Genomic DNA, 26,337 nt, shown 5'->3' with positions numbered 1-26,337 from the left:
TCCATAGCGTCCAAGACCGATATACAATGCGTTGCATAAGTACTGCCTATAGATGGTGAGCCCCATGCTGCTGCGACATCTGCGTTACCTGCTGGCGGTTGCCGACCACGGCGGCTTCACCCGCGCCGCCGAGGCGCTGCACGTTTCACAACCGACCCTGTCCCAGCAAATCCGCCAGCTTGAAGAAACCCTGGGCGTGAGCCTGTTCGACCGAACGTCGCGCACGGTCAAGCCGACCGATGCGGGCCAGGCCTACATCGAGTGTGCACGTCGGGTATTAGTGGAACTGGAAGCCGGCAAACGGGCGCTGCATGACGTGAAGGATTTATCGCGCGGCACCTTGCGCCTGGCGATGACGCCGACGTTCATGGCGTATCTGGTGGGGCCGTTGGTGCGCGATTACGTGGCGCGGTATCCGAACATCCATCTGCAGATTTTCGAGTTGTCGATGGACGACATCGAGGCGGGGCTGGTGGATGACTCGCTGGACATCGCCATCGCGTTTACTCAGGTGAGAAACGCCGACATCGAATCGATCCCGGCGTTTACCGAAACCCTGGGGGTGATGGTGGGACGGGATCACCCGCTATATGAACGGCGAGCCGCGTTGTCCGCTGAAGAGGTGGCGCAGTTGGATTTTGCGCTGCTGGCCCCGGACTTCGTCACCCGCACCCGCATCGATGACTATTTTGCGCAGGAGCAGATCACGCCGAAGGTGGTGATTGAGGTGAATTCGGTGAGCACCTTGCTGGAGGTGATTCGGCACACGGCTATCGCCACCATTCTTCCCGAACCGATTGCCACCCAGGACCGGGCACTGCGCAAAATTCCGTTGCTGGGGGACGCGCCTACACGCGGGGCGGCGCTGCTTCGACGCAAGAACAACTATCACAGCGCGGCGTCGGTGGCGTTCATGAATCTGGTGTCGGGCGCGGTGGCGACGGAGTCAGTCGTCCAGTGATTGGCAGATGCCATTGGGGGCTTTGCCCGTGGAGCTCACGGTCACCGAGTCGTCATCGGCGAGAATGATCAAGATCGTGACGCCCGAACCCTTGGCTTCAAAACTGCGCTCGTTGATGGCTTTGGTAACGGCATCTTTGTCATTGATTGTTACCGGACCCTCCTGATCTGCATGGACGGCAATATTGCCGGGGCAAATCACATCAAATGAAGGAAGGTTGGGGATGCTGTCTGCGTGGGCAACATTTGCCATTGTCAGTAACAGCAGGGTTGTCAGGGCATTTTTCATCGCAAGTCTCCATGGGCACAGCAGCGAATACGCTTAACGATAGCTGTATTTACTGCGCACGAGACAAACAAAAAAAGGCCCCGCTCGATCATACGAGCGGGGCCTTATTTATTGAGGAGCAGCGGGGGGGATATCAGTAGAACCGGTCAATCACCCGAACTTCGTTCTGGTTCTGCATCGAGGCCCACGCCTGTTTCAGCGTTTGCAGAACATTACCGATGAAGTCCTTGTCGGCCGCGGCTTTCTTGCCGACATAGCCTTGGCCGCGACGGTACATCTTCAGTCGGGCCAGCAGGTTCTGGTTGTTCTGGTCGAACTCCGCTTCATGGGCGTGTGGCGACAGGCAATCGATATGAACCTGGCCCGATTTGCTGATCCACAGAATGTGGCTGTCGTGGCTGTCTTTTTGCGCAGCGAAGATACGAGCCAGTTCATCGATAGTAGGTTGATTGTTCAGATTCATAATATGCCCCTTGACCATTTGGTGATCTTTCAAAGTTGATTCGCTAATACAGGTAGCCCATCGGTTAGTTGATCCCTGGCACCGAAACCAGGACGTCAGCGGTCAGCCGTCAATTCGACGGGGTCTCGCGTCTGTTGCATGTAGTCGTGTTGAATAACTGCTACGCAATAGCGTCACAACGAAGAGAAGCAGCGAAAACCTGGAGGCCACCGCCGACTTTTTAGGGTCGGCCACAAGCTTCATGAGGATTGATCGCCAGCGCTTCTCGTCCTTGTACTGGACGTTCGGGCCAGGTCAGCTTCTTCAATCTGCCTTGTGGGCAGCGTGTATCCGGGAAAAACAGCTCGGCGGTCAGACGAGCTTGCTCAAACATGTTGCTGTACTCCCGATCGGGGAGATGTCTGCATCATGCAAGGGCAAATCGGAGGCGTCAACCGTTATGTAGTGATTATTTTTAGTCACTACATATTGTCGGACAAAGCGCTTTGGAATTAAAAAGCAGCGACGCAACGCCCGGGTCAGGACGATGGCAGCAGATGTTGGAAGCGATAGAAGGTGCAGGGATAACCGTCTACCGACCGTTGATGCAGGGTGAATTCATCGCCTGCGAACTCGGGCATCACCTTGGCCCAGAAGTGCCGTGCAGGCACGTTCGCGTCGATGTGGAAAATCTGCCATTGACCGGGGATCCGGCTCAAGAGGGTGGACACGACAAACTTCGCGACACCTTGGCCACGAAAGCGTCGGCTGATGAACAAGTAGCCGATGTTGTGCTCGGCGCCGTCGATATGCGTGTCGTCGTCCACGGTCACGAAACCGGCGAGTTCACCGTCCACCTTGATCAGAAATGGCTGGGTCCCAGGCTTGCGCCAGTAATCTTGGTTGGATCGGATGTCGAAGAAACCGTGCTCGCCGAGTTTCAGCGGTAGAAACTCGCTGAAGTCATGCATGTAGAACTGCATCAGGTTTTCAATCGTTTCCAGTTCGTCGCGGTGTGCGGCATGCAGTTCTATCGAGGGCATGCTGGGTTTTCTCCAGATCGAAGGGCCGTCCGTGGCTCTTTCGGGATCACTCAGTGCGGAGCGAAGTCGTATGTCCCACCCGTCTTCAACGCCGCGGCGTAAGCAGGACGTGCCTGGAAGCGATCAACCCAGGCCGCTACATGAGGGTAGTTGCCCAGCTTGCCTTGGGCGCGGGCAATCTCGCCGATAAAGCTCATCTGGATATCGGCGGCGCTGAATTCGTCACCCAGCAAATAATCGGACTGGCTCAAGGCCGTGTCGAGGTAGCCAAGGTAGTTGGCCACTTCGGAGTTGATGCGCGGATGCAGTGGCGCACCGGCTTCACCCAGGCGCCCGACGTACAGGTTCAACATCAGCGGCAGCATGGCCGAGCCTTCGGCGAAGTGCAGCCACTGGACGTATTCGTCATAGGCGGGGGTAGACGGATCGGGTTGCAGGCGCCCCTGGCCATGACGACGGATCAGGTAATCGATGATCGCAGAGGACTCGATCAATTTCTGCGCGCCATCTTCGATGACCGGCGATTTGCCCAGGGCGTTGATCGCTTTCAATTCCGGCGGTGCCAGATTGGTTTTCGGGTCGCGCTGATAGCGTTTCAGCTCATAAGGAATGGCCAGTTCTTCCAGCAACCAGAGAATCCGCTGGGAGCGGGAGTTGTTGAGGTGGTGCACGATAATCATAAACAAGATTCCTGTAGCAGCTGTCGATTGAAACGAGGCTGCGATGCCGTTTCAGAAAATGGGGCCATCGCCGGGCTTGAAGAACACTAGACCATTACGGTCCGTTCGAAGTGCCCTCAAGCTTTACTGGCCGGTTTCGCCGCGCGTTTGGCGCCTGTCGACGGCTTGCGCTTGGCGGGCTTTCGTTTGTTTTTCCACGGAGTGGCGCCACGACCGGCCGGGCTCGCCGGCCCGCTGATGGTCAGGCTCAGGCCGGCGCAACGGGCGACCTGTTTGCTCATCCACGCGGCCTGTTTGGTGACGAATTCTTCCAGGCTCATCTCGCCGCTTTGCACCATGTCCAGCGCCTGTTCCCAGATGGCCGTGGTGCCGGGGTCGGCGATGGCGCGCGGCACCGCATCGATCAGGCTGAAGGCCGCCGGGGTCGCGGCCAGGGCCTTGCCGTTCTTGATCAGGTAACCGCGGTCGAGCAGGCCCTGGATGATCGAGGCGCGTGTCGCCTCGGTGCCAATGCCGGTGGTGTCCTTGAGCTTCTGTTTGAGCAGCGGGTCTTCCACCAGTTTGGCGACGTTCTTCATCGCTTTGATCAGGTCGCCTTCGGTGAATGGCTTGGGCGGTTGCGTCCAGAGATCCTTGAGCTTCACGTCGGCCACCGCGCAGTCACGCCCTTCGGCCAATGCCGGGAGTGTTTGCGGTGCAGGTGCCTCGCGACCCTTGGCCGGGGCGAGCGCCTCGGGCAGGGCGCGTTTCCAGCCGGGCTCGACGATCTGCTTGCCGACGGCGCGCAAGGCCTCACCGGCGCAGTCGAAGTCGGCCTGGGTGCGGTCGTATTCATGGTTGGGCAGGAACTGCGCCAGATAGCGCGCGCGGATCAGGGTGTAGACCGCCCGTTGCTTGCCCACCAGTCGATCGAGATGCTTGGCCGCCGCCGTCGGGATGATGCCGTGGTGAGCCGTGACCTTGGCGTCGTTCCAGGCCCGTGAACGGCGCTGTGGCTCCAGGTGATCGTTCAAGGCGTTCAGGGACGGATCGGCCTGCCGGAGCGCGGCGAGAATGCCCGGGGCTTCACTGTGCTGGCTCAGCGGCAGGAAACCGCAATCGCTGCGCGGGTAGGTGATGACTTTGTGGGTTTCGTAGAGCGCCTGGGCGATGTCGAGGGTTTCCTGGGCGCCGAGCCCGAGCTTCTTCGAACAGACTTCCTGCAACGTGCCCAGGTCGAACGGCAACGGCGCGACTTCACGCATTCGCTCGGTGCGCAACTTGATCACCCGGGCACTCGCCGCGCTGCTGATGGCCGCAGCCGCTTGCTGGGCCAGCGCCTGATTCAGGCAACGATCCTGATCGTCACAGACGTCGGATGCCGCGCGCCACTGGGCGGTGAACGCCGTGCCGTCATGCAACAGCTGCACGTCGATGGCCCAATAGGCCACCGGTACGAAATCGGCAATGCTGCGGTCACGATCCACCACCAGCCGCAAGGTCGGTGTCTGCACCCGGCCCACCGGCAACACGCCCTGATAACCGGACTGACGGCCCAGCAACGTGAACAAGCGGCTCATGTTCATCCCGATCAACCAGTCGGCCCGGGAACGTCCCAGCGCCGAATGATAAAGGCTGAAAGTTTCGGCTCCCGGTTTGAGCGCCGCCAGCGCCTTGCGTATCGACGCATCGTCCAGTGCCGACAGCCACAGGCGCCGGATCGGCCCGCGATAGCGGCAATGCTCGACCAGTTCCCGGGCAATCATCTCGCCCTCACGGTCGGCGTCAGTGGCAATCACCAGTTCATCCGCCTCGCCCAGCAAGCGTTTGACGGCCTTGTACTGGCTGGCCGTGCGTGGTTTGACCGTCATCTTCCATTTTTCCGGAATGATCGGCAGATCCGCCAGCACCCAACGCTTGTAGCGCGCGTCGTAGGCGTCCGGCGGCGCGGTTTCCAGCAGATGGCCGATGCACCAGGTCACCGTGACGTCCGTTCCCAGCCAGCAACCGTCGCCCCGACGCTTGGCGCCGAGCACTGCCGCGATGTCTTTGGCCTGGGAAGGTTTTTCACAGAGGTACAGCTGCATAACCACCATCGTTCATCAAGTGTGCAAGAGGCGCACAGAATGGCGGGTGATGAGCAAGGGATCAATCATTATCTGTATGGATGTACAGCAAAGCTGTTGCGTTTGTTTGCGCCAGTCAAAACGGCCCGTTCGGCTGCGGGGCCGTCGTGCTGACGAAATTTGGGTTATACCTGACATTCGCAGTCTCAGGTTTCGGGGCCGCTGCGCGACCCATCGCGGGCAAGCCGGATCACCGTACCGCACGCTCCCACAGGTCCATCACCTTCATGAGGCACGTATTCCATGAAAAGCACCGGTCCCAGTCCTGTCATCACCATCGCCATGCAGCCGGGCTGTCTGTTGGTGAAATTTCACGGTATTCAAGTGGCCGCTTCCTCGCGCGCACGGGTGCTGCTGGAGGCCAATTATCCTCCGGTGTACTACGTGCCCTGGGAGGACATCGACGAACAGTATTTCGCCCGCACCGACCACACGACCTATTGCCCGTACAAGGGCGACGCCACGTATTACAGCCTGCAAATCCCGGGGCATGAGGGCGCCAACGCGGTGTGGCGCTATGAAGACCCCAAAGTGTCGGTCGATCAGATTCGCGGGTATGTGGCGTTCTATCCCGATCAGGTTACGTTTGAGGTGCTCAAAGACGTTGAGTGAGGTTCGGCATTGACGGCAATGCTGCTCACTCACGCGCGATTTTTCAGGCCTACCTGCTTTAGTGGCTAGGGAGCTTGCTCCCGCTGGGCTGCGTAGCGGCCCCAAAAACAGGGCAACGCTACCGATTTTTGTGAGTGCTGCGCACTCAAGCGGGAGCAAGCTCCCTCGCCACAGGTTTTTAATTGGCTGAAGAGGTGATCAGGTGAGCAAATGCCCACACTGATGGGGCGTGTTCATTTCAGCGAACAGCCCCCACCAACGTCGATTCATCAATCTGCCCAATCGAAGTGACCCCGGTCAGGGTCATGGCCACGCGCATTTCCTTGGCGAAAATATCCAGCATGTTCTCCACCCCGCGTTGACCATCGGCCGCCAGCGCATAAGCCATGGATCGCCCCAGCAATACACCTTTGGCGCCCATGGCCAGCATCCGCACCACATCCAGCCCCGAGCGAATACCCGAGTCGACCAGCACCGTCAGGTCATTGCCCACCGCTTGCATGATCGGCGGCAATGCCTGGGCGGTAGAAAGGACGCCGTCGAGCTGCCGTCCCCCATGGTTCGACACCACGATGCCATCCGCGCCAAAGCTCACCGCGTCCCTGGCGTCCTGCGGGTCGAGGATGCCTTTGATGATCATCGGGCCTTTCCAGAAATCACGAATCCACTCCAGATCACTCCAGCTGATCGACGGGTCGAAGTTATTGGCCAGCCAGCCCATGTAGTCTTCAAGCGTGACGGCTTTGCCCAGGTACTTCGAGATGTTGCCCAGGTCGTGCGGGCGGCCCATGACCCCAACGTTGAACGCCCAGTCGGGGCGTGTCATGGCCTGAAGCATGCGTCGCGATGACGCAAAAGGCCCGGACATGCCCGAATGCGCATCCCGGTAGCGGGCGCCCGGGGTCGGCATGTCGACAGTAAACACCAGGTTTTTCACCCCGGCGGCCTTCGCTCGCTCCAGGGCGTTTTTCATGAAGCCCCGGTCTTTGAGCACGTACAGCTGAAACCAGATGGCTTGCTGGCTCTGCGCCACGACTTCCTCGATCGAACACACCGATACGGTTGAAAGGCACAGCGGGATACCTTTTTTCTCCGCCGCTCTGACCGCCTGCACCTCACCCCGGCGGGCGAACATGCCCGTCAGGCCGACCGGCGCCAATATGACGGGCATTGATAGGGGCTGATCGAAGAGGGTGGTTTCCAGGCTCAGGGTTTCGACGTTTTTCAGAATCCGCTGACGCAGGCTGATGCCCGCCAGGTCGGCGCTGTTGGCCCGTAGCGTATGCTCGGCATACGCCCCGCCATCGATGTAATCGAACAGAAAACGCGGGAGTTTGCGACGTGCTGCCTCGCGGTAGTCGGATGCGGATGAAATGATCATGGGGCCTCGGTCTGGTGAGTGTCGGGGCTGTAGAGATCGTTGAGCTTAACCTGTGGCGAGGGAGCTTGCTCCCGCTGGGTGGCGAAGCCACCCCAATCCAGCCGACTCGATTGTTCTGACACACCGAGGCGGCTGGTTTGGGCCTGCTACGCAGGCCAGCGGGAGCAAGCTCCCTCGCCACAGGGGATTGTGGTGGACTCAGTTGGTATCCAGATCCACGTTTTTGGTCTCACGCAGACAGATCATCCCCACCACCAGGCTCACCGCGGTAATCACCACCGGGTACCACAGCCCGTAGAAGATGTCCCCGGTATACACCACCAAGGCAAACGACACGGTCGGCAGGAAACCGCCAAACCAGCCATTACCAATGTGGTACGGCAGGGACATCGAGGTGTAGCGGATACGGGTCGGGAACAGTTCGACCATCAGCGCTGCCAACGGGCCGTAACACATGGCGGAAATGATGATCAGCACCACCATCAGTCCCACGATCATGGGCTTGTTGACCTGTTGCGTATCGGCTTGTGACGGATACCCCGCCAAGGTCACCGCACCGCGCAGGGCCGCTTCGTCGAAGCCATCCAGTTTCACGTCACCGACGCTGACCTGCACGTCGCTGCCGGCCGGTGCGGCTTCGCTCGTGTAGGGCAGGCCCTGCTTCACCAGGAAGGTTTTGACCTTGTCGCACGGGCTGTCAAATTTCGCCTTGCCCACCGGGTCGAACTGGAAGGTGCAGGTGGCCGGGTCGGCCAGTACGGTAATCGGTGCCTGACGGCTGGCCTGGTCGATGGCCGGGTTGGCGTAGTGGGCGATGGACTTGAAGATCGGGAAGTACAACGCAGTCGCCAGTAAAAGGCCGATCATCAGCACCGGTTTGCGCCCGACCTTGTCCGACAGCCAGCCAAAAAAGATGAAGAACGGCGCGCCGATAATCACGCTGACAATCAGCAGACTGTTGGCCAACGCCGGGTCCATCTTCAGGAACTGCGTGAGGAAAAACAGCACATAGAACTGTGCGGCGTAGAAGGTCACCGCTTGCCCGGCGTTGATGCTGAACAGGGCGATCAATACGACTTTGAGGTTTTCCCATTTACCGAAGGAATCGCGCAGCGGCGACTTGCAGAGTTTGCCTTCCTCTTTCATTTTCACGAAGGCCGGCGACTCGTGCAGGCTCAAGCGAATCCAGGTCGAGATGCCCAACAGCACGATGGAAAACAGAAACGGAATGCGCCAGCCCCAGACTTCAAACTGGTCGCCGGTGAAATAACGGCAGCCAAGCACCACCAGCAGCGACAGCAACAAGCCGAGGGTGGCGGTGGACTGAATCCAGCTGGTGTGGAAACCGCGCTTGCCCATCGGCGCGTGTTCGGCGACGTAAGTGGCAGCGCCGCCGTACTCACCGCCCAGGGCCAGGCCCTGAAGCATGCGCAACACCACGAGGATGATTGGCGCGGCGATGCCGATGCTCGCATAAGTCGGCAACAGCCCGACACAGAAGGTCGCCAGGCCCATGAGGACGATGGTCGCGAGGAACGTGTATTTACGCCCGATCATGTCCCCCAGCCGTCCGAACACCAACGCGCCGAAGGGCCGCACGATGAAACCGGCGGCGAAGGCCATCAGCGCAAAGATAAACGCCGTGGTGTCGTTGACCCCGGCGAAAAACTGCTTGCTGATCACCGCCGCGAGGGCGCCGTAGAGGAAAAAGTCGTACCACTCGAACACCGTCCCGAGTGACGACGCGAAGATGACTTTGCGGGTGTCGGGGCTGGTGTCGACGCTGAGCGTGGCATCCAGGGGCTGAACATGTTCTGACATATCGGTATCCCTCACAGTGATTTTTTTTGTTGTTCCACTGTCGGCGCCAGCCTTGTGGGCGGGCGCCGCGTTTATCCATAAAGCCGGGTGTACGTCGATCTTCGTAGGAGCGAAGCTTGCTCGCGAAGGCGTCAAACCTGACACACCGCGTCATCGTTCTTCGCGGGCAAGCCTCGCTCCTACAGTGGGTTGCTCCATAAAGCCGGGTGTACGTCGATCTTTGTAGGAGCGAAGCTTGCTCGCGATGGCGTCAGACCTGACACACCGCGCCATCGTTCTTCGCGGGCAAGCCTCGCTCCTACAGTGGGTTGCTCATAAAGCCGGGTGTACGTCGATCTTCGTAGGAGCGAAGCTTGCTCGCGAAGGCGTCAGGCCTGACACACCACGTCATCGTTCTTCGCGGGCAAGCCTCGCTCCTACAGTGGGTTGCTCCATAAAGCCGGGTGTACGTCGATCTTCGTAGGAGCGAAGCTTGCTCGCGAAGGCGTCAGACCTGACACACCGCGCCATCGTTCTTCGCGGGCAAGCCTCGCTCCTACAGTGGGTTGCTCCATAAAGCCGGGTGTACGTCGATCTTTGTAGGAGCGAAGCTTGCTCGCGATGGCGTCAGACCTGACACACCGCGCCATCGTTCTTCGCGGGCAAGCCTCGCTCCTACAGTGGGTTGCTCCATAAAGCCGGGTGTACGTCGATCTTTGTAGGAGCGAAGCTTGCTCGCGAAGGCGTCAAACCTGACACACCGCGTCATCGTTCTTCGCGGGCAAGCCTCGCTCCTACAGTGGGTTGCTCCATAAAGCCGGGTGTACGTCGATCTTTGTAGGAGCGAAGCTTGCTCGCGAAGGCGTCAGGCCTGACACATCGCGTCATCGTTCTTCGCGGGCAAGCCTCGCTCCTACAGTGGGTTGCTCCATAAAGCCGGGTGTACGTCGATCTTTGTAGGAGCGAAGCTTGCTCGCGAAGGCGTCAGGCCTGACACACCACGTCATCGTTCTTCGCGGGCAAGCCTCGCTCCTACAGTGGGTTGCTCCATAAAGCCGGGTGTACGTCGATCTTTGTAGGAGCGAAGCTTGCTCGCGAAGGCGTCAGACCTGACACACCGCGCCATCGTTCTTCGCGGGCAAGCCTCGCTCCTACAGTGGGTTGCTCAGCAGTTCCTTCTGCGGGTTGAGGTTCCTTGTGCTGGGGTTGAGGATCATCAGCGCAGCCTTTTCGGCAATCATCAGCGTAGGCGAGCACGTATTGCCCGAGGTAATGCGCGGCATGATCGAGGCATCAGCGATGCGCAGTCCGGGAATCCCGTGAACGCGCAACTCGGCATCGACCACGGCCTGCACATCGTTGCCCATGCGACAGGTGCCCACCGGATGGAAAATCGTCGTGCCAATTCGTGCGGCGGCTTCGTGCAGTTCCTCTTCGGTCTGCAAGCTATCGCCGGGCAAGTACTCGACCGGTTTGAACGCTCGCAGGGCCGGGGCGGCGACGATGCGCCGGGTCAGGCGAATGGCATCGGCCGCGACCCGCAAATCCTCTGGGTGGCTTAAATAGTTGGGCTGAATCAGCGGCGCTTCCTGCGGATCGGCGGAACGAATCTCCACCCGTCCGCGACTCTGTGGCCTCAGGTCGCAAACCGACGCCGTGAAAGCAGGGAAGGCGTGCAGCGGTTCGCCGAAGCGTTCCAGCGACAGCGGTTGCACGTGGTATTCGAGATTGGCCGAGGTCTGTTCCGGTCCCGACCGGGCAAACGCCCCCAGCTGACTCGGCGCCATCGACAGCGGGCCGCTGCGGTCGTACAGATAACGCAGGCCCATGCCCATCTTGCCCCACACGCTGCCAGCGATCTGGTTCAGGGTGCGGGCGTTTTCCAGTTTGTAGATCAGCCGCAGTTGCAGGTGATCCTGCAGATTGCCGCCAACGCCCGGCAGCTCATGAGCCACACCGATCCCCAGTTTTTCAAGCAGGGGGCGAGGGCCGATCCCGGAGCGTTGCAGAATGCTCGGTGAACCGACGGAGCCTGCGCACAGCACGATTTCCTTGCGTGCCTTGAAGGTTTTTGCCTGACCTTGGTAACGGGTGCTGACCGCCGAAGCACGGCCGTTTTCCAGCAGCACGCGGTCCACTTCGACGTCGGTCAGCACGGTGAGATTGGCGCGATTGCGGATCGGTTTGAGAAACGCCTTGGCCGCGTTCCAGCGAATCCCGGCCTTCTGGTTGACCTGAAAATAGCCGCAGCCTTCGTTGTCGCCCTGGTTGAAGTCATCGATGCTGGCAATGCCGCTTTGCTCGGCGGCGCTGCGGAACGCATCCAGAATCGGCCACGACAGCCGCTGACGCTCGACCCGCCAGTCGCCGCTGGCGCCGTGAAATTGCGAGTCGCCGGCAAAATGGTTTTCGCTTTTCTTGAACAGCGGCAGCACGTCGTTCCAGCGCCAGCCCGGATTGCCGTCAGCGGCCCAGCCGTCATAGTCGCCCGCCTGGCCGCGCATGTAGATCATGCCGTTGATCGAGGAACAGCCGCCCAGCACTTTGCCGCGCGGGTAACTCAGGGCGCGACCTTGCAGGCCGGGTTGCGCTTCGGTCTTGAAGCACCAGTCGGTGCGCGGGTTGCCGATGCAGAACAGGTAACCCACGGGGATGTGAATCCAAGCATAGTTATCGCGGCCGCCGGCTTCGAGCAGCAAGACGCGGTGTTGCGGGTCGGCCGACAGCCGATTGGCCAGCAAACAACCGGCCGGCCCGGCGCCGACCACGATGTAGTCGAATTCATCAAGGGAAGTCTGCATCCCTGACCTCGTATTGTTGTTCTTGTTGTCGGTCATCCTAGTTGTTAGCTTTCGTCAAAAGAATGTTAGTTTTTGCGCAGCCGCTGTGCGTTTTCAGACAGCGCTTCAAACAGCGTAGCCCCAAGGACGACTCATGTTCGACTGGAATGACCTGCGGTTTTTTCTCGAATTGCAACGCAGCGGGCGTTTGCTCACCGCCGCCCGCCGTTTGAACACCACCCACGCCACCGTCGCCCGGCACATCGAGGCCATTGAAAAGAGCCTTGGCACCGCGCTGTTTGTCCAGCATGCCCAGGGCTACGAAATGACCCCGGCCGGCGAAGCGCTGCTCAAGCACGCCGAAGCCATGGAAAACGTCGCGTTGCTGGCGCAAGAGGAAATCACCCAGTCCACGGCGCCACTGGGCAAGATCCGCGTTGGCGTGACCGAAGGGCTGGGCATCATGTTCCTCGCCAGCCGCATGAACGGCCTGTTCGAACGCTACCCCGGACTGGAAGTGGAGCTGGTGGCGGTGCCGCGCTTCGTCAGCATCCTCAACCGCGAAGCCGAAATCAGCATCCACCTTGAACGCCCGGCCGCCGACATGCTGGTCACGCGCAAACTCACCGACTATCGCCTGGCGCTCTACGCCAGCCAGGCCTACCTCGACAAGGCACCGCCGCTGCACAGCCGCGAAGACCTCGGCCGGCACGCGTGGATCGGCTACGTCGACGACTTGCTGTTCAGCCAGGAACTGATGTTCCTCAACAGTTTTTGCCGCAACCCGCAGGTGGTGTTCCACAGCACCAGCGTCATCGCCCAGCAACAGGCGGCACGTTCAGGATTGGGGATTGCGGTGCTGCCGTGCTACATGGCCAGCGCCGATCCGGAGCTGGTGCCGCTGTTTCCAGACGAGAGCATTGAGCGCAGCTACTGGATCAGCACGCGGCGGGAGCTGCACAAGTCGGTGAGATTGCGGGTGATGTGGGATTACGTGGTGGAGTTGTGCGAGGCGGAGCAGGGGTTGTTGATGGGATAGCCAGGCAGCCCATCACAACACTCTGATCAGCCAAGCAACGAAGCGACCAACACAACCCCTGTGGCGAGGGAGCTTGCTCCCGCTGGACTGCGCAGCTGTCCTGGTCTTCAATTCGGGATGAAGACAAGGAGCGTCCTCCGACACTCCGTCGCGAACAAGGGAGCGTGCAGCATGAGCGAAGAGACAAAAGTGAAAGGCCCGGCGTCGTACTTCCCGTCCATCGAGAAAAAGTACGGCCAGCCCATTAGCCATTGGCTGGAGCTGCTCGGGACGGTGAGTGGCAAGAAGCATATGGAAATGGTGGCTTGGTTGAAGGATGAGCATGGAATGGGGCATGGGCATGCGAATGCGTTGGTGGCGCATTATTTGGCGGGTGTTAAAAAGTGAGGCCGCTGTAAAAGGCTGCAATGTGAAATGGCGGTGAGAGGGGGCTGGAGGTGCCACCGCCATCGCGAGCTGGCTCACTCCTACATGGGTTCTGCATAGTTCGCGAGTGTTGTGGTCAGCATAGCCTCCTGTGGGAGTGAGCCTGCTCGCGATGGCGCCAGCTGGCTCACCGCATTCTGCCGGGATCACTCAAACATTCGGCGGCAACTCGCGGGTGGTGCGCTGTAGTGGGTCGCGGGGTTGGCTGTCGGGAATCGACAGCGTGGCGCGCAAGCCGCCTTCCGGGCGATTGGCCAGGGTGATGCGTCCGCCCAGCCGGGTGGCGATGGTGTTGACGATGGTCAGGCCCAAACCCGCGCCATGGGCATTGCCACGGCTGTAGAAGCGTTCGAACAACCGCCCGCGATCCGCCTCGTCGATGCCGGGCCCCTGGTCCTCGACGCTCAGCGAATAGAAGCCATCCGCCTGACTGAGTTGCACCGTGATGACCCCATGCTCCGGGGAAAAGTTTGCCGCGTTGCTGATCAGGTTGTTCAAGGCGATGTCGATGGCGGCGGCGTCGGCCACCACTTCAAAGGGGCGATCGGTGACGTCGAAGGCCAGCTCAAGGTTCTTGCTCAGCAACCACGGCGTGAGCTGCACGAGGCTGTCGCGCACGGTGGCGGCCAGGTCGATGCGTTGCTGTACAGGTGCGATGGCTTTGGGTTCGAGGCGGGCCATGGTCAGCAATTGATTGACCAGGCGGCTGGTGCGGTCGACGCCGGCGATCAGGAATTCCAGGGATTCACGGCGCTCCTGTTCCGTGCCGGCTTCCAGCAGGTTTTGCGCATGCACACGCAGCACGGCCAGCGGTGTGCGCATTTCGTGGGCGGCATCGGCGATGAAGCGCCGCTCGCGGCCCATCACTTCCTGAATCTGCGCGAGCATGCGGTTGAGCGCCGCTTGCATCGGCTCCAGTTCACTGGGCAACGGTGTCAGTTGCAGAGGCTCCAGCGAACCGCTGTGCCGCGCGCGCAAGGTCGCCGCCATGTCTTCCAGCGGCTTGAGGCCCCAGCCGATGGCCAACCAGATCATCGCCGCCAGAATCAGGCTGCCCAGCACATTGGGCCCCAAGGTATGGCGCACGATCCGGTCCACCAGGTCCGAACGCACGTCGTCCCGTTCGCCCACCCAGATTCTCAGACCGTTCTGTTTGTCTACCAACAGGAACGCACGCCAATGGCGGTTGTTGAGGTCCACGACGTCGCTGAAGCCGGGTGTCGACGGCGGCGCGCTGAAGGAGGGCGCACTGGCCGTGTGCACCAGCACTTCGCCGTTGAGGGTCCAGACCTGAAAAGCCATCTTGGTTTCATAGGGATGGCCATCGACCCTCGGCTCGGCCTCGCCCAGCGCCTTGTTGAAGGCCTGATACAGATCGGCGTGTTCCTTGCTCGCCATCGGCATGCGCATCACCCCCTGCAACAGCCGGGCGTTTTGCGCGAGTTGGGCATCGTAGACTTCGGCGATTTCGTGATTGCTGTCGTGCAGGTTCAACAGGCTGATCACCGCCAGCCCTACCAGCATCAGGCCAATGATCAGCGTGAGCGTGCGGCGCCGGATCGACGTCATCGGCGCTCCTCCACCAGGTAACCGACACCACGAATGGTGCGGATCAGGTCGGTGGAGAATTTTTTGCGCAGGTGATGGATGTGCACTTCCAGGGTGTTGCTTTCGGCTTCTTCATTCCAGCCATACAGCAACTGCATCAGATGATCGCGGGTCATGACCCGGCCCGGCGGTGAGAGCAATTCGTGGAGCAGCTGATATTCCTTGGGCGTCAGAGCCACCGGCTCGCCCAGGTAACTGACTTGCTGGGTGCCGGGGTTCAGGCTGATGCCGGCGTGTTCGATCAGCACCTGGGCGCGGCCGGCACTGCGCCGCAACAAGGCCCGCAGGCGAGCCTTGAGTTCCGCCAGATCAAAGGGTTTGACCAGGTAATCGTCGGCCCCGGCGTCCAGCCCGGCAATGCGGTCTTCGGTCGCATCCCGGGCGGTGAGGATCAGCACCGGCAGGTTGGAGCCGCTGTCCCGCAAGCGGCGCAGCACTTCCAGCCCGTCCATGCGCGGCAGACCGAGGTCGAGCACCGCCAGGTCAAAGGTTTCACTGAGCAGCGCGTGCAAGGCGCTGGTGCCGTCCTTTAGCCAATCGACGGTATAACCTTCGCGGCCCAGGGCTTGATGGATGCCCTCGCCGAGGGCCACGTCGTCCTCAATCAGTAATAAGCGCACACGGACTCCTGTCAGTTGAGTTTCTTGTTCACGTCCACCAGCAACGTTTCGATCTCTTTGCGTCGCCCGGCGTCGGCGAGTTCACGGCCTGGTCTCGGGGCGGCTTGCAGGGCTTTTTGCAACGCGCTGCGGGCTTCGCTGTAACGTTTTTGACGGTAGAGGTGATCGCCCCAGAAGTACAGACTATCGATGCCCTCCGGGTTGAGTTGCAAGGCCTGTTTAAGTAACTGTTCGGCCTTGTCCGAGTCACCGAAACCGATGGGCCAGCCGGGGACGCGATCATACAACGCGCCGAGGCTGGTATAGGCCGAGCCTTGCAGGGCTTTGGGGTCCAGCGTCATGGCTTTCTCCAGATCGGCTTTCGCGGCCTTCACCTTGCTCAGCGCACCGAGGCCACCTTGGGCGCCGGCCCAGCTGCTGTTGACGATGCCGGACCAGATCCAGGCTTCGGCCACCGATTGACGTTCCTGGGTGAACGCGGATGCCTGGCCTGCCAGTTTCTCGAACGCAGCGGTGCGTTGCGCTTCCGGGACTTCGTATTGAATGTGCGCCCAGCTTTGCTGGATGCCCTGGAGGCGTTGCTGATCGGCGGGTTCCAGTGCCCAGACGCTCTGGCTCAGGGCTCCCAGCAGCAGGCAAGCGATGATTTTCTTCATGGTTTGAGGGTCTCGTTGTCGGGCTTCTGACTCAGGCGACGGATCAGCGGCAATTGCTTGCGCAAGCCACGGTCCACCAGATTGGGCAGCAGGCTGTTGAGGCGCACAAAAAAGCGCTCCGGCCAGCCGAGGTACAAGTCGCGCCGGTCACCGGCAATCGCGTGCATCACCGCGGCGGCAACGGTTTGCGGATCGTCGACGTTGGCCTTGAGCGCATCGTTCAACGCCTGCGCCGCCGGGCTGTTCATGCTGGTGCGGGTAGCGCGCGGGGCGACGTAGAGCACGCTGACCCGGGTGTCCGCCAACTCCCGGCGCAGGGCCTCGGAGAACCCGCGCAAGGCAAACTTGGTGGCGCAATAACTGGCGTAACCGGGGTAACCGATGGAGCCGTAAGTCGAGCCGACGTTCACCACCATCGCGCTCTCGGCTTGCTTGAGCAGCGGCAGCAGGGTTTTGGTCAGGCAAATCGGCGCGCTGATGTTAAGGGCCATCATGGCGTGGATATCGCTATCCTCCAGTTGCTCAAGCATGGCGAAGTGATTAATCCCGGCGGCGTTGATCAGCAGGTTGATCCCGCCAATCGATTCGGCTGCGGTCAGCACCTTGCGTCGGTCGGACAGCACGGTCAGGTCCGCGCCGACCCAGCACAGGTTTTGCGGATAGCGTTCAAGCAAAGGCCGCAGCGGTTCCTGGTGCCGAGCCACCGCCAGCACCCGGGCGCCGCTGGCGCACAACGCGGTGGCGATCGCCAGGCCGATACCGCCGCTGGCGCCGGTCAGCACCACGCGGGCATCATGCAACTTCATGCAGGGCCTCCCCGTCACGCGGCAAGCCGCGGAACATATCGGTGTAAAGTTTGTACACCACTTTGGAGGCGTGAATCACAGCGGCCTGGTCGTCCGGATCGTCGAGGGTATTCATCAACCGGCGATAGGTCTGCATGTGCTCGATGTCCAAAGAGCCATGGGAACTGAGGTAACTGAAGGCGCTTTCCGGCAACGCCAGGCGCTCGCGGATGCTGCCGGCAGCGTGGGTGGCCAGGGCAATGCTGGTGCCTTCCAGCACGTTGACCATGCCGAACAGGCCGACCGGGTTGTCGCGGGCAATCAGGTCGTAGAGGTAGCTGACCATCAATTCAATCGGCAGGCTCGGACGACCGTCGCGCACGGCAATGCGGTCGCCGCCGCAGGCTTCGATATCGTCCAGCACCCACTGTTCGTGACCGTATTCATCCTCGATGTATTCGCACACCGCTTTGCGCAGCCATTCCAGGCGCGACGGCAATTTCGCCCCGCACGCCATCATCAACGGCACGGTGTGGCGCACGTGGTAATAGGCTTGCGCCAGGAAGGCCCGGTAGCTTTCCAGGCTGACCTTGCCCTCAAGGGCATCGCGGATGACCGGCAGGTTGAACAGTTCATGGCGTTCGTGTTGCGTGGCTTCTTGCAGCGTGTCGAAAAAACTCATGATGCGGATTCCTCGGAAAGTACAGATTCAGTCAGTTGCGCCCGGTAACGCTCGATGATGGCGTCACGGCGCGGGCGGCCATTGGCGGTAAGCAGGCCATTGGCGGGGGTGAACGGTTGATCGAGACGGGTCCAGTGATGGACCTGCGCATAACCGGGCAAGGCCTCGTTGGCCTCGGCGACGGCGGCAGCCAGTTCGGCGTCGGTGCAGTCCGGGCGATGGGGCCAGAGCAGCGCATGGTTGTGCGGCATGGCTTCGCCGTAGACGAAGGCCTGGGCGATATGGCGGCGCTGGGTCAATTCAGCCTCGACCCATTCCGGGTTGACGTTGCGTCCGAAACTGGTGACGAATTGATGCTTCTTGCGACCCTTGAGGTAGAGAAAACCGTCCGGGTCGAACTCGCCGAGATCGCCGGTCGGCCACCATTCATCGGTGTGCGGCGCCTCTCCCAGATAACCGAGCAAGGTCGAACCCTTGACCAGCACCTCGCCGTCCTCGGCCAGACGAATCGTGACGTGGGGCAGGGGCCGGCCGACACTACCGAGACGGCGCGCTTCGGGGCGATTGAGGCACACCACCGAGGCGCACTCCGACAGGCCGTAACCTTCGTAAACAGGGATGCCGATGCGTTGCGCGCGGTGCAGCAACTCCTCGGCCACCCGCGCGCCACCCACCGCCGCAAACCGCAACGAGTAAGGGCTGAAGGCTTTCTGCTCGGCGGCGCTGACCAACATCTGCAACAACTGCGGCACCAGGATCAGGCTCTCGGGCGCCCGGGTGGCCAGGCAACCGAGCAGCCGTGGCACATCAACACCGCTGGCGCCCTGAATCCCCAGGGTTTTCTGACTGGGCAAACTCAACGTGGCCCCGGCATACAGCGCGGCGTAGCAACCGAGGTTTTCCAGCAAAATCGCCAGGGGTAACAACGCCAGATGATGCTGCGGATCGGCGGGTTTGCTCGCCTGATTCAGTTCGCGAGCGACCGTCAACAGGCTCTCGGCGCTGAGGCACACGCCTTTGGGCGTGCCCGTGGTGCCCGAGGTGAAAGTCAGTTTGGCGGTCCCTTCCGGCATACGGTTCGGGCCGTTGAACGTGCGGCGCCAGAACTCACCGGTTTTCTCGTAGCCGGCCGCTTGCAACTCGTCGTCCAGCGCGGGTTCGGCAATCACCCGTTCGGCCTGGCTCTGTTCCAGACAATGGGCGCGCTGAGCGGGGCTGAAAAAAGGCGGCAACGTCAGACAAGTCAGGCCTTCGAACAGCGCGGCCAGGTCCCAGAGCATCGCTTCGACGCCATTGTCCAACGCCAGCGCAATCACCTTGACCTGCTCATCGCGCAGCCGTTGCTGGCGATACACCACCTCGGCATACAGCGTGGCGTAATCCACCTTCTGATGATCACCCCACAACGCGATGGCGCTGGTCTTGCGCTCGGCATGGCTGCGCAAGGTCTGTTTGAAACGCTCGGTTTCAGGCGACATGGCTGGATTCCTCAAGGGATGTCGGCAAACCCAGGCGATTGAACATCCCGATGTTGCGCAAATGAATAAAACCGGCGCGGATGTTGCCGACGTGCACCCAAGGCTTGCTCTCGTAATAACTGCCCCAGTGCTGGCGTTCGTCCCCCAGCCGCTCAGGGTCGGCCGCGCACAGCGTCACCGGTTTCAAGCCCAGGCGATGAAAGCTGTTCACCAAGCCGATGTTGCCGGTGAACGCCACCCATTCCAGGCCGCCCATGGCCAGCAAGTAAGTGATGGCGATGATGCTCATCCGCGCACTGCCGGTGTCACTGGCGGCCAGATTGCCGACCTCGACGATACCGGCACGATCCACCGGGCGGTCCGCCGCAGCACTGATCAGCGGCTCGATCGACTCGTCCAGATAACGTTCCAGAAACAACGACTCAGCATTGGCCATGCGCACACCGGCCACCGCACACAGCGAGCCGGAGGCATCGCTCATGCCAAACAGCTCCGGCATGAAATGACGAATGTCGGCGCCATGGGCTTTACGAAAACGTTGCTGAATAAAGGCTTCGAAGACCGGGCGCTCGACGTCGTCCGGTAACGCCCTGGCCAGGTTCATCGGCGGAGCTTCGGCCTGGCCGAAGCGTAGGGGTAGAGGAATATTCCATTCAAAGTCAGGCATTGGAAGACGCCTCCCGAGTAAGTGTGGGAGAAGTATCGAAGCCATTTCTTAACGGAATCTGAAGGTAAGAAAAAGATCATCTCCGCTGTCTTCAGATTGCCTTAAGACTTCGCGGGCAGGGTATGCCCCGTCGGTGCGTTGACACACCGCACCCCGGCCGCACGAATGACTCGGCCGCCGGCAATGACATTCATGAGGCCCGTTATGACCCGCGAATCAATGACCCATCGGTATGGAAAACTCTCGATCACCTTGCACTGGCTGATGCTGGCACTGTTCGTCGGCGTGTACGCCTGCATCGAAATCAAAGGCCTGCTGCCCAAGGGCCAACCGTTGAGAGCCATGTTTCTCGGGCTGCACGGCCTCTTCGGCTTGAGCATTTTTGCCCTGGTGTGGGTGCGACTGCTCGGACGCCTGACACCTCGGCCACCGATCACCCCGGCATTGCCCAAATGGCAGACCGGCGTTTCGCACCTGATGCACCTGGCCTTGTACGTATTAATGATCGCCACGCCGCTGCTGGCTTGGCTGATGCTGTCCGCCGGTGGCAAACCGATGCCCTATTTCGAGTTCTACCTGCCATCGCCGGTCGCGGTAGACCCGGACCTGGCCAAGCAATTCAAGTACTGGCATGAACTGCTGGGCAGTGCGGGTTACTGGCTGATCGGCTTGCACGCGGCGGCGGGGTTGTTTCACCACTATTGGGTCCGCGACAACACCCTGACCCGCATGCTGCCCGGCCGAACCAACAATCCCATCAACCAGCGCCAGCGTTAATCCCAAGCCCGGTGCCAACCAGACACCGGCCATATCCATAGCCACCCCGAGACCCCGAATTCACCCCAAACCCCCTGTGGGAGCGAGCCTGCTCGCGATGGCGTCATCCCAGACGCCATCAATCTCAGCCATGGATTCCCACTTCGATATTCACTGTTTTAAACATGTTTGAGCCCCCACGTTTAAAGACACTAAGTGTTACGTCCCAACGGCTACAACGCCTTGCGTCATTGCCTACGCGTACGCCAGAATCCGCCGGCTTGTGCGTCTAGGGCCCCGTCGGTAACTTGATTCCTGTCACTGCTCATCAGTGATCGGGTCTGCAAGCCCGCCGGAATGCCAGTCGCATAGCCCTATTACAGGACGCTTGTTCAGGTCTTTGAAATGGCGGTTTTGTGCGGGAGACCTCACGGTCTGCCGGGTTCCTGGTTTCCCGAACCCATGTTCCTCGCCAACCCCAAGTACGATACAGAATCCCTGCTGGCCATCGCCAGCGAGTCACTGGGCTCGGCGTCCGTTGCCGGGCATCGCTTCATAGGCTCAATACACTTCCTTGTGCAGACGATTTCCGGCTGATAACTCGTCGACGAAGGCCTGCGCGTCGTCCTCATCCAGTTGGCCGAAGTTCATTGCGATGTTCTTCAGGGCCTGCTCGATGGCGCGTTCCAGACTATTTTTGTTGCCACACACATACAGATGTGCGCCCAGGTTCAGTATTCCCCACAAGTAAGCACCGTGTTCAAGCATTGCGTCCTGCACGTAGTAACGGGTTTGCGAGTCCCGGGAGAACGCGGTAATCACCCGATCGAGCACGCCATTGGCTTGCCAATTTTCCAGGCGCGACTGGTAGAGGAAATCCGCTTCACGGCGCCGGTCCCCGAAGATCAGACAGGTTTGCAGAGGGTTGTTTTGCTGCTCCATCTGCTCCAGCAGCGCGATCAATGGCGCGATGCCGGTGCCGGTACCGATCAGCACTACCGGGTGTCCGACCTGGCGTGGCAGGTGAAATCGCGGATTGCTGCGGACAAATACCCGGGCGCTGGGATGCTCCCCGGTGAGGTGCCCGGTCGCGGTGCCGGTGCGCGAGCGGTCCGCCATGTCATAAGCGATTTCGCGAATGCACACGTCCACGTAACCGGGGTTGTCATGAGAGGCAATCGAATAGGCGCGCGGCAAACAGTCGGGCAACCATTCGATCAAATCTTCCAGGCTCAGCTGCGCGGGATCACAGAAATCGTCCAGCACGTCGAGCACATCCTTGCCGTACAGATAGACTTCCAGATCCTTGCGGTTGCTGACTTTCAGTAAGGTTTTCAAGGTGTCGTGCTGACTGCACCGAGCAAGTTCGCGCAGCAGCGATTTGCCCAGCTGCCGAAGCTCCTTGGTAGTCAGCAAAGTGGCGGCCTCTTCGCGGCCGAACCATTGGCTGATTTGCGCCAGCAGTTGCGGATCGTTTTGCGCCAGCACGTACAGGTTGTCACCCGCACGGTACTTGATGCCGCTGCCTTCAATGTCGAGGCGAATCTGCCAGGCGTAAGGCGCCGTGGTGTTCAGCCGGGTGCGAGAGATGACGCGTGCCGGCCACGCGGCGTTTTCGCCATAGGCGGTGACTTGCAGGTTCAAGGTGCTGCCGGCACGCCGATCACCCTTGAGCACTGCTGCAAGGGTTGCGCACCAGATGTCGAAAAAACCGTCGAAATCGGTGTCGGCGTCCACGCGGGTGATCCACGGGCGGGCTTGTTTTTGCAGCAGTGCGGCATCCAGGCTTTTGGTAAAACCGCAGAAGGTCGGGTAAGCCGTGTCGCCCAGCCCGAAGATCGCGTAGGGCTGGCCGTTCAGGGATGGCGAAGCATTCAGTTGATCCATGAAACGATCGGCATTTCCCGGCGGATCACCGTCGCCGAAAGAGCTGCAAACGATGATCAACACGTCACGAGGCGTCAGTTTGTCGAGGTTCAGCGAGTTGAGATCCTGCACGGCCAGTTCATACGGCTGCAGACAGGGCAGACGCAATAAGCGTTGCGTCAACCCGCGTGCATTGCCGGACTCAGAGCCGTAACCGATCACAATGCGTTCGATTACGTCTGTCATGACGGTTACCTGTCGTAATGTTCGTCGAATTGCTCCTTGGAAAACTCCAGTGCTTCGAAGTCACTCATCAAGTCGTTGATTACCCTGCGGATACTGATGTACTCGACGATATTTCCCTGTTCATCAAACAGCGGCTGCACCGTGGTATCTACCACGTACAGGCCGCCGCCCTTGCCAACGTTGGGGATCACGCCGGTCCAGATCTCACCTTTCTTGATGGTGTCCCACATCTGTTTGTAGGTGCTCTTTGGCACCGAATGATGGCGCACCACGTTATGTGGCTGGCCCAGTAATTCCTCTTTGGTGTACCCGGTAAGCTTGCAAAACAGGTCATTGACGTAAGTGATGTTGCCTTGCAAGTCAGTGGTGGAAATAACCATGACGTTTTCCAGTGCACTCAAGACTTTGGCGTTGATGGCTTGCATTGTGTTTCCCCTGAAATGATTGAAAAGTTGTTGCTGCGAATTCGAATTCGGCGCACCCACGGCTTAGGCACTTCTATTTTTAGTCGTTATAAATCAGTCAACTGACTGAGGGGCATACTGAGAAAAAAGAGGATCCGACCCATGAGCGGATCCTAAAAAGGAGTTTGTGGCGATGGCGGTTTCAGCTGTCCTGAGGTATCAGGCGCGGGCCTTTCCGGGTGACTTGCTGACCCGGTTCGAAGCGAGCATTGGGCGAGCGAACGGTGCTGATTTCGCCTTGGGTGTCTTTCACTTCGTAAGCGGTTTCCGTGAGGCCGGTTGCTTCTTGAACCGAGCTGCCGGCAAAGAATCCGGCGCCGGCACCGATCAGTGCTCCAACGGGGCCACCCACGGCACCGACCATCAACCCGGTCACGACACCGACGGCCTTGCCGGCGGTGGTATCAGGCACCTCACGAACGACCTGATCGGCCATACACACGGGCGAGAGCAACAAGAAAAGGGTGAAAGGTAGGAGGATAGAACGAGACATGGCGTATTCCTGCTTCGGGGTTCATTTCTCTAAACAATCCATAAAGCATGCCAATATTTTATTCTTTATATATCAATTAGATAGGAATTCATGTCGTCATATGTACAACACAGATATTAGTCCGTATGACTACTGACTAGTCTTTAAGACTATGTGAAATTCGGCAATCCTTACCCGGTCACGTATGCGAAACCCTCGCATCCCATGAATGTTATTGCCGTCGATCAGCCGTGCGAACTGGAAGGTTTAAAGTGTCGCGGGCCCCTAAAAGCAGCTCATATGCAGTGGTGGAGGTGCGGCCGCACAATAAAAGCCGACCCCATTCAGCTAAATATCGAGGGCGATAGCTGCTGCGTTTTCTTGTGTGGGTTGCACGTGTGCGGTCAGCAAAGGCTGTTGTGAACTTGTATTGCGTTTGAGTCACTCAGCTGGAGGACAACCGATTACATTCAGAAAACTTTTTGAAAAAGACTGCCGGTCGTGGAGGGCGGAGATCGACCCAAAGCAGCCCCTTGGGTTTAGACGAGTCGTTAACGACACTAAATCCATGCTGTCCAACGCCAGCGAATCAGTGGGCTCGGCTAGGACCATGTTCAGCCATTTTGCGGCGTTGCTGGATAACTCGCACCGCAAAACGTTGTTGGGAATTACCCGGTTGGTAATGTTGGGGTAAAGGAGTAAGTCCAAACCCCTTTGTGGCGGTCGGTTCGTTCGTCAAAGGGGGAGAGTCCGTCGGCAACCGTATCCGTGCCACCTCAAATTTCCGGTGAAATCGGCATTTGAAAATCAATCCATGATCCGAGGCCGGCCCGGTCCAGTCATCCCATCAAGTAGAGGCAAACTCGCCCCGAACGTTCAGGCCGACACAATCCCCTGTAGGAGTGAGCCTGCTCGCGATGGCGTCAGACCTGACGCCCCAGATCCAGGCTCGGATGTTTTGCTCGACTGTTGATGCACTTAAACAGGTTTCAAAGCTCACGTTTAAAGACACTCAGTGTTACGTCCCAAGGCCTACAACGCCTTGCGTCATTACCTACGCGTACGCCAGAATCCGCCGGCTTGTGCGTCTAGGACACGGGTTCTATCGTGGCGGGGTCACTGAAAAACAGTGATCGGGTTTGGTAGCCCGGATCGTTCTAGACTCATGGCTTCACCTTTACGCAGTCGGTTTCACAAGACTTTGCGTTCATGGTGGTCATGCGTGGGGCCCACTTGTGGGCGCCGGGTTCTAGTGCGACCGGTCTACCAACCCGCGTATGGCCGCCACCCTCCGTTTGGTAGCGAGAGAGTGATGGTTCCTTGAAATATTCGCGCTAGAGGTTTCACCATGATCAAACCAACACCCAACCCACCAGACACCAATCCGGCATCCCCCTACGAATCCCTCGATTCCAAAAAACTCCACGAAGCCGCCGAACGCGCCCTCGACCACTACCTCAATCCAGGTGCCAACATCATGGCCAGCACCCACGAACCCGAACCCATGTTCCTCGCCAACCCGGCATACGACACCGAATCCCTGCTGGCCAACGCCAGCGAATCACTGGGCTCGGCCACTACCATGCTCAGCAATTTTGCGGCGTTGCTGGATAACTCGCACCGCAAGACGCTGCTGGGGATTACGCAGGTGGTGATGTTGGGGGAATTGGCGGTGAATCAGGCGCTGGATAAGGTTGAAGTGAAGGAGTAAGGGCGAACCCTCTGTGACGGTGGGTTAGTCCGTCGTCACAGAGGGAGGGCAAGTCGGCAACGGTATCCATGAGGTCTCAGTTTTTTGGCCGAAAATTGGATAATTGCTGGCGGTCGTAGCCCAAAAGCTGGCTAAAACGGGAGCAGAAAGTAGCCAGGAATGGTCACCGGTTTTTCAGGATGTTCAGCGAGTAAACAGTCCATTGAGCGTTCGGGTTCAGAGCCTGCAAGCAATTTCCTTCCACATGTAGTCGTATTCGTATCGCAGCCATCGGACCAGCAACTTATCAAACTGCCTGCGTAGCCAATTACGCTTCCGCGCCGCGAGCCTTTCCTCGATCGTCGCTCTGAGCCAGTCGGGGTCAAAGCCTGTCCAGACAGAGGGCAAGACTGCTGCAAGGTTGGAGAAGCAAACGGGCGCCACTTCTGAGTAAAAGATTTCGTAGAGTACGTCAGGTTCGACGCCTTTGACCTGGCGCGCGATGTAGTCGTAATCGGTCGGAAAATAGTTGAATGGTTCGGACAGTGCGGCTCTGACGTCTGTCAGTTGTGGTTCGGTCAGAAAATGTCCCAACGCGAAAATTCCTCCAGTTCCTCATCCAGCGATTCCGCGACCACTCCGCCCGCGACGCCACCGACGACCGATCCCATCAAGACCTCCCCAATTGCGCAGATCGGGGCTCCAGGGCGCCACAATGCACTGATGCCCCATCCAGCAGTGCGCCGCCTAACGCACCGGCCAAAAGCTGCCTGACTTTCTGAATGGAAAG

General features: G+C 59.7%; 25 protein-coding genes and 2 pseudogenes. 8 read left to right on the top strand and 19 right to left on the bottom strand.

Annotated features, from left to right (window positions below):
* Positions 1 to 64 precede the first annotated feature (64 nt).
* A complete protein-coding gene (cynR, locus tag AB4N91_RS14080; protein ID WP_460112584.1) occupies positions 65 to 961 on the top strand; it encodes a transcriptional regulator CynR in 897 nt (298 codons plus the stop codon).
* On the opposite strand, the gene AB4N91_RS14075 is transcribed toward cynR, so the two are convergent.
* From AB4N91_RS14075 to AB4N91_RS14055, 5 genes are all read right to left on the bottom strand, one after another.
* Complete coding sequence (locus tag AB4N91_RS14075) at positions 947 to 1,249, bottom strand: hypothetical protein (RefSeq protein WP_077750146.1); 303 nt, start codon at positions 1,247 to 1,249, stop codon at positions 947 to 949. The two genes, cynR and AB4N91_RS14075, sit on opposite strands and share 15 nt — an antisense overlap.
* 133 nt (positions 1,250 to 1,382) lie before the next feature.
* Entirely contained in the window at positions 1,383 to 1,712 is a 330-nt protein-coding gene (locus tag AB4N91_RS14070) for a hypothetical protein (RefSeq protein WP_042932832.1), read from the bottom strand.
* Positions 1,713 to 2,230: 518 nt separating this feature from the next.
* Complete coding sequence (locus AB4N91_RS14065; protein WP_460112583.1) at positions 2,231 to 2,734, bottom strand: GNAT family N-acetyltransferase; 504 nt, start codon at positions 2,732 to 2,734, stop codon at positions 2,231 to 2,233.
* Positions 2,735 to 2,784: 50 nt separating this feature from the next.
* Positions 2,785 to 3,414: a glutathione S-transferase family protein gene (locus tag AB4N91_RS14060; RefSeq protein WP_010459566.1), complete on the bottom strand. Its 630-nt coding sequence runs from the start codon at positions 3,412 to 3,414 to the stop codon at positions 2,785 to 2,787.
* A 116-nt stretch (positions 3,415 to 3,530) separates the two neighbouring features.
* Entirely contained in the window at positions 3,531 to 5,480 is a 1,950-nt protein-coding gene (locus tag AB4N91_RS14055; RefSeq protein ID WP_145310358.1) for a DNA topoisomerase III, read from the bottom strand.
* Between the two features lie 282 nt (positions 5,481 to 5,762).
* Between AB4N91_RS14055 and AB4N91_RS14050 the strand changes: the two genes are divergently transcribed.
* Entirely contained in the window at positions 5,763 to 6,131 is a 369-nt protein-coding gene (locus AB4N91_RS14050) for a DUF427 domain-containing protein (RefSeq protein ID WP_077750150.1), read from the top strand.
* Positions 6,132 to 6,369: 238 nt separating this feature from the next.
* On the opposite strand, the gene lldD is transcribed toward AB4N91_RS14050, so the two are convergent.
* The 3 genes from lldD to AB4N91_RS14035 all read right to left on the bottom strand — a co-directional run bounded on the left by lldD (position 6,370) and on the right by AB4N91_RS14035 (position 12,113).
* The gene (gene lldD, locus AB4N91_RS14045; protein ID WP_077750151.1) at positions 6,370 to 7,512 is read right to left on the bottom strand and encodes an FMN-dependent L-lactate dehydrogenase LldD; all 1,143 of its coding nucleotides are present in this window, start codon (positions 7,510 to 7,512) and stop codon (positions 6,370 to 6,372) included.
* 198 nt (positions 7,513 to 7,710) lie between these two features.
* Positions 7,711 to 9,333: an MFS transporter gene (locus AB4N91_RS14040; RefSeq protein WP_077750152.1), complete on the bottom strand. Its 1,623-nt coding sequence runs from the start codon at positions 9,331 to 9,333 to the stop codon at positions 7,711 to 7,713.
* A gap of 1,130 nt (positions 9,334 to 10,463) precedes the next feature.
* Entirely contained in the window at positions 10,464 to 12,113 is a 1,650-nt protein-coding gene (locus AB4N91_RS14035) for a GMC family oxidoreductase (RefSeq protein ID WP_083376965.1), read from the bottom strand.
* 133 nt (positions 12,114 to 12,246) lie between these two features.
* On the opposite strand from AB4N91_RS14035, the gene AB4N91_RS14030 reads away from it, so the two are divergent.
* Both AB4N91_RS14030 and AB4N91_RS14025 read left to right on the top strand, forming a co-directional pair.
* Positions 12,247 to 13,131 carry a LysR family transcriptional regulator gene (locus AB4N91_RS14030; RefSeq protein ID WP_010459579.1) on the top strand — a complete coding sequence of 295 codons (885 nt, stop codon included), beginning with the start codon at positions 12,247 to 12,249 and terminating at the stop codon, positions 13,129 to 13,131.
* A gap of 171 nt (positions 13,132 to 13,302) precedes the next feature.
* Positions 13,303 to 13,518 carry a DUF4287 domain-containing protein gene (locus AB4N91_RS14025; protein WP_154504388.1) on the top strand — a complete coding sequence of 72 codons (216 nt, stop codon included), beginning with the start codon at positions 13,303 to 13,305 and terminating at the stop codon, positions 13,516 to 13,518.
* Between the two features lie 189 nt (positions 13,519 to 13,707).
* On the opposite strand, the gene AB4N91_RS14020 is transcribed toward AB4N91_RS14025, so the two are convergent.
* The 7 genes from AB4N91_RS14020 to AB4N91_RS13990 are packed head-to-tail and all read right to left on the bottom strand — an operon-like array spanning position 13,708 to position 20,053.
* Positions 13,708 to 15,126 (bottom strand): ATP-binding protein, encoded by a 1,419-nt coding sequence (locus AB4N91_RS14020; protein ID WP_010459583.1) that lies wholly within the window; start codon positions 15,124 to 15,126, stop codon positions 13,708 to 13,710.
* A complete protein-coding gene (locus tag AB4N91_RS14015; RefSeq protein ID WP_010459585.1) occupies positions 15,123 to 15,785 on the bottom strand; it encodes a response regulator in 663 nt (220 codons plus the stop codon). Before AB4N91_RS14015 ends, AB4N91_RS14020 begins: the two co-directional genes overlap by 4 nt.
* A gap of 11 nt (positions 15,786 to 15,796) precedes the next feature.
* Positions 15,797 to 16,441 (bottom strand): tetratricopeptide repeat protein, encoded by a 645-nt coding sequence (locus AB4N91_RS14010; RefSeq protein WP_077750500.1) that lies wholly within the window; start codon positions 16,439 to 16,441, stop codon positions 15,797 to 15,799.
* Complete coding sequence (locus AB4N91_RS14005; protein ID WP_010459589.1) at positions 16,438 to 17,247, bottom strand: SDR family oxidoreductase; 810 nt, start codon at positions 17,245 to 17,247, stop codon at positions 16,438 to 16,440. Before AB4N91_RS14005 ends, AB4N91_RS14010 begins: the two co-directional genes overlap by 4 nt.
* On the bottom strand, positions 17,234 to 17,908 hold the full coding sequence (locus AB4N91_RS14000; RefSeq protein WP_172790783.1) for a TenA family transcriptional regulator: 675 nt from the start codon (positions 17,906 to 17,908) through the stop codon (positions 17,234 to 17,236). The genes AB4N91_RS14005 and AB4N91_RS14000 overlap by 14 nt, the downstream gene beginning before the upstream one ends.
* Positions 17,905 to 19,386 (bottom strand): AMP-binding protein, encoded by a 1,482-nt coding sequence (locus AB4N91_RS13995; protein ID WP_154504392.1) that lies wholly within the window; start codon positions 19,384 to 19,386, stop codon positions 17,905 to 17,907. Before AB4N91_RS13995 ends, AB4N91_RS14000 begins: the two co-directional genes overlap by 4 nt.
* Positions 19,376 to 20,053, bottom strand: a complete 678-nt coding sequence (locus AB4N91_RS13990) for a thermostable hemolysin (RefSeq protein ID WP_042932122.1) — start codon at positions 20,051 to 20,053, stop codon at positions 19,376 to 19,378. Before AB4N91_RS13990 ends, AB4N91_RS13995 begins: the two co-directional genes overlap by 11 nt.
* A gap of 204 nt (positions 20,054 to 20,257) precedes the next feature.
* Between AB4N91_RS13990 and AB4N91_RS13985 the strand changes: the two genes are divergently transcribed.
* Both AB4N91_RS13985 and AB4N91_RS13980 read left to right on the top strand, forming a co-directional pair.
* Complete coding sequence (locus AB4N91_RS13985; RefSeq protein WP_282411089.1) at positions 20,258 to 20,830, top strand: cytochrome b; 573 nt, start codon at positions 20,258 to 20,260, stop codon at positions 20,828 to 20,830.
* A gap of 432 nt (positions 20,831 to 21,262) precedes the next feature.
* A pseudogene (locus AB4N91_RS13980) lies at positions 21,263 to 21,364 on the top strand (DUF6124 family protein); the annotation flags it as partial.
* Between the two features lie 6 nt (positions 21,365 to 21,370).
* On the opposite strand, the gene AB4N91_RS13975 reads toward AB4N91_RS13980, so the two are convergent.
* From AB4N91_RS13975 to AB4N91_RS13965, 3 genes are all read right to left on the bottom strand, one after another.
* Positions 21,371 to 22,921 carry a diflavin oxidoreductase gene (locus tag AB4N91_RS13975; RefSeq protein WP_460112580.1) on the bottom strand — a complete coding sequence of 517 codons (1,551 nt, stop codon included), beginning with the start codon at positions 22,919 to 22,921 and terminating at the stop codon, positions 21,371 to 21,373.
* A gap of 5 nt (positions 22,922 to 22,926) precedes the next feature.
* Positions 22,927 to 23,346, bottom strand: a complete 420-nt coding sequence (locus AB4N91_RS13970; RefSeq protein WP_010459602.1) for a PAS domain-containing protein — start codon at positions 23,344 to 23,346, stop codon at positions 22,927 to 22,929.
* A gap of 181 nt (positions 23,347 to 23,527) precedes the next feature.
* The gene (locus AB4N91_RS13965; protein ID WP_042932121.1) at positions 23,528 to 23,878 is read right to left on the bottom strand and encodes a hypothetical protein; all 351 of its coding nucleotides are present in this window, start codon (positions 23,876 to 23,878) and stop codon (positions 23,528 to 23,530) included.
* 535 nt (positions 23,879 to 24,413) lie between these two features.
* On the opposite strand from AB4N91_RS13965, the pseudogene AB4N91_RS13960 reads away from it, so the two are divergent.
* Positions 24,414 to 24,551 (top strand): annotated as a pseudogene (locus tag AB4N91_RS13960) (DUF6124 family protein); the annotation flags it as partial.
* A 654-nt stretch (positions 24,552 to 25,205) separates the two neighbouring features.
* Positions 25,206 to 25,568, top strand: a complete 363-nt coding sequence (locus tag AB4N91_RS13955; protein WP_010459606.1) for a DUF6124 family protein — start codon at positions 25,206 to 25,208, stop codon at positions 25,566 to 25,568.
* 216 nt (positions 25,569 to 25,784) lie between these two features.
* Here the strand turns inward: AB4N91_RS13955 and AB4N91_RS13950 are convergent, their stop codons facing one another.
* Complete coding sequence (locus tag AB4N91_RS13950; protein ID WP_314642357.1) at positions 25,785 to 26,141, bottom strand: DUF7079 family protein; 357 nt, start codon at positions 26,139 to 26,141, stop codon at positions 25,785 to 25,787.
* Between the last annotated feature and the right edge of the window lie 196 nt (positions 26,142 to 26,337).

It is taken from the genome of Pseudomonas sp. H3_D04, assembly GCF_054669175.1.
The sequence above is the reverse complement of the archived record's forward strand: the minus strand, read 5'-3'. Positions and strand labels throughout refer to the sequence as shown.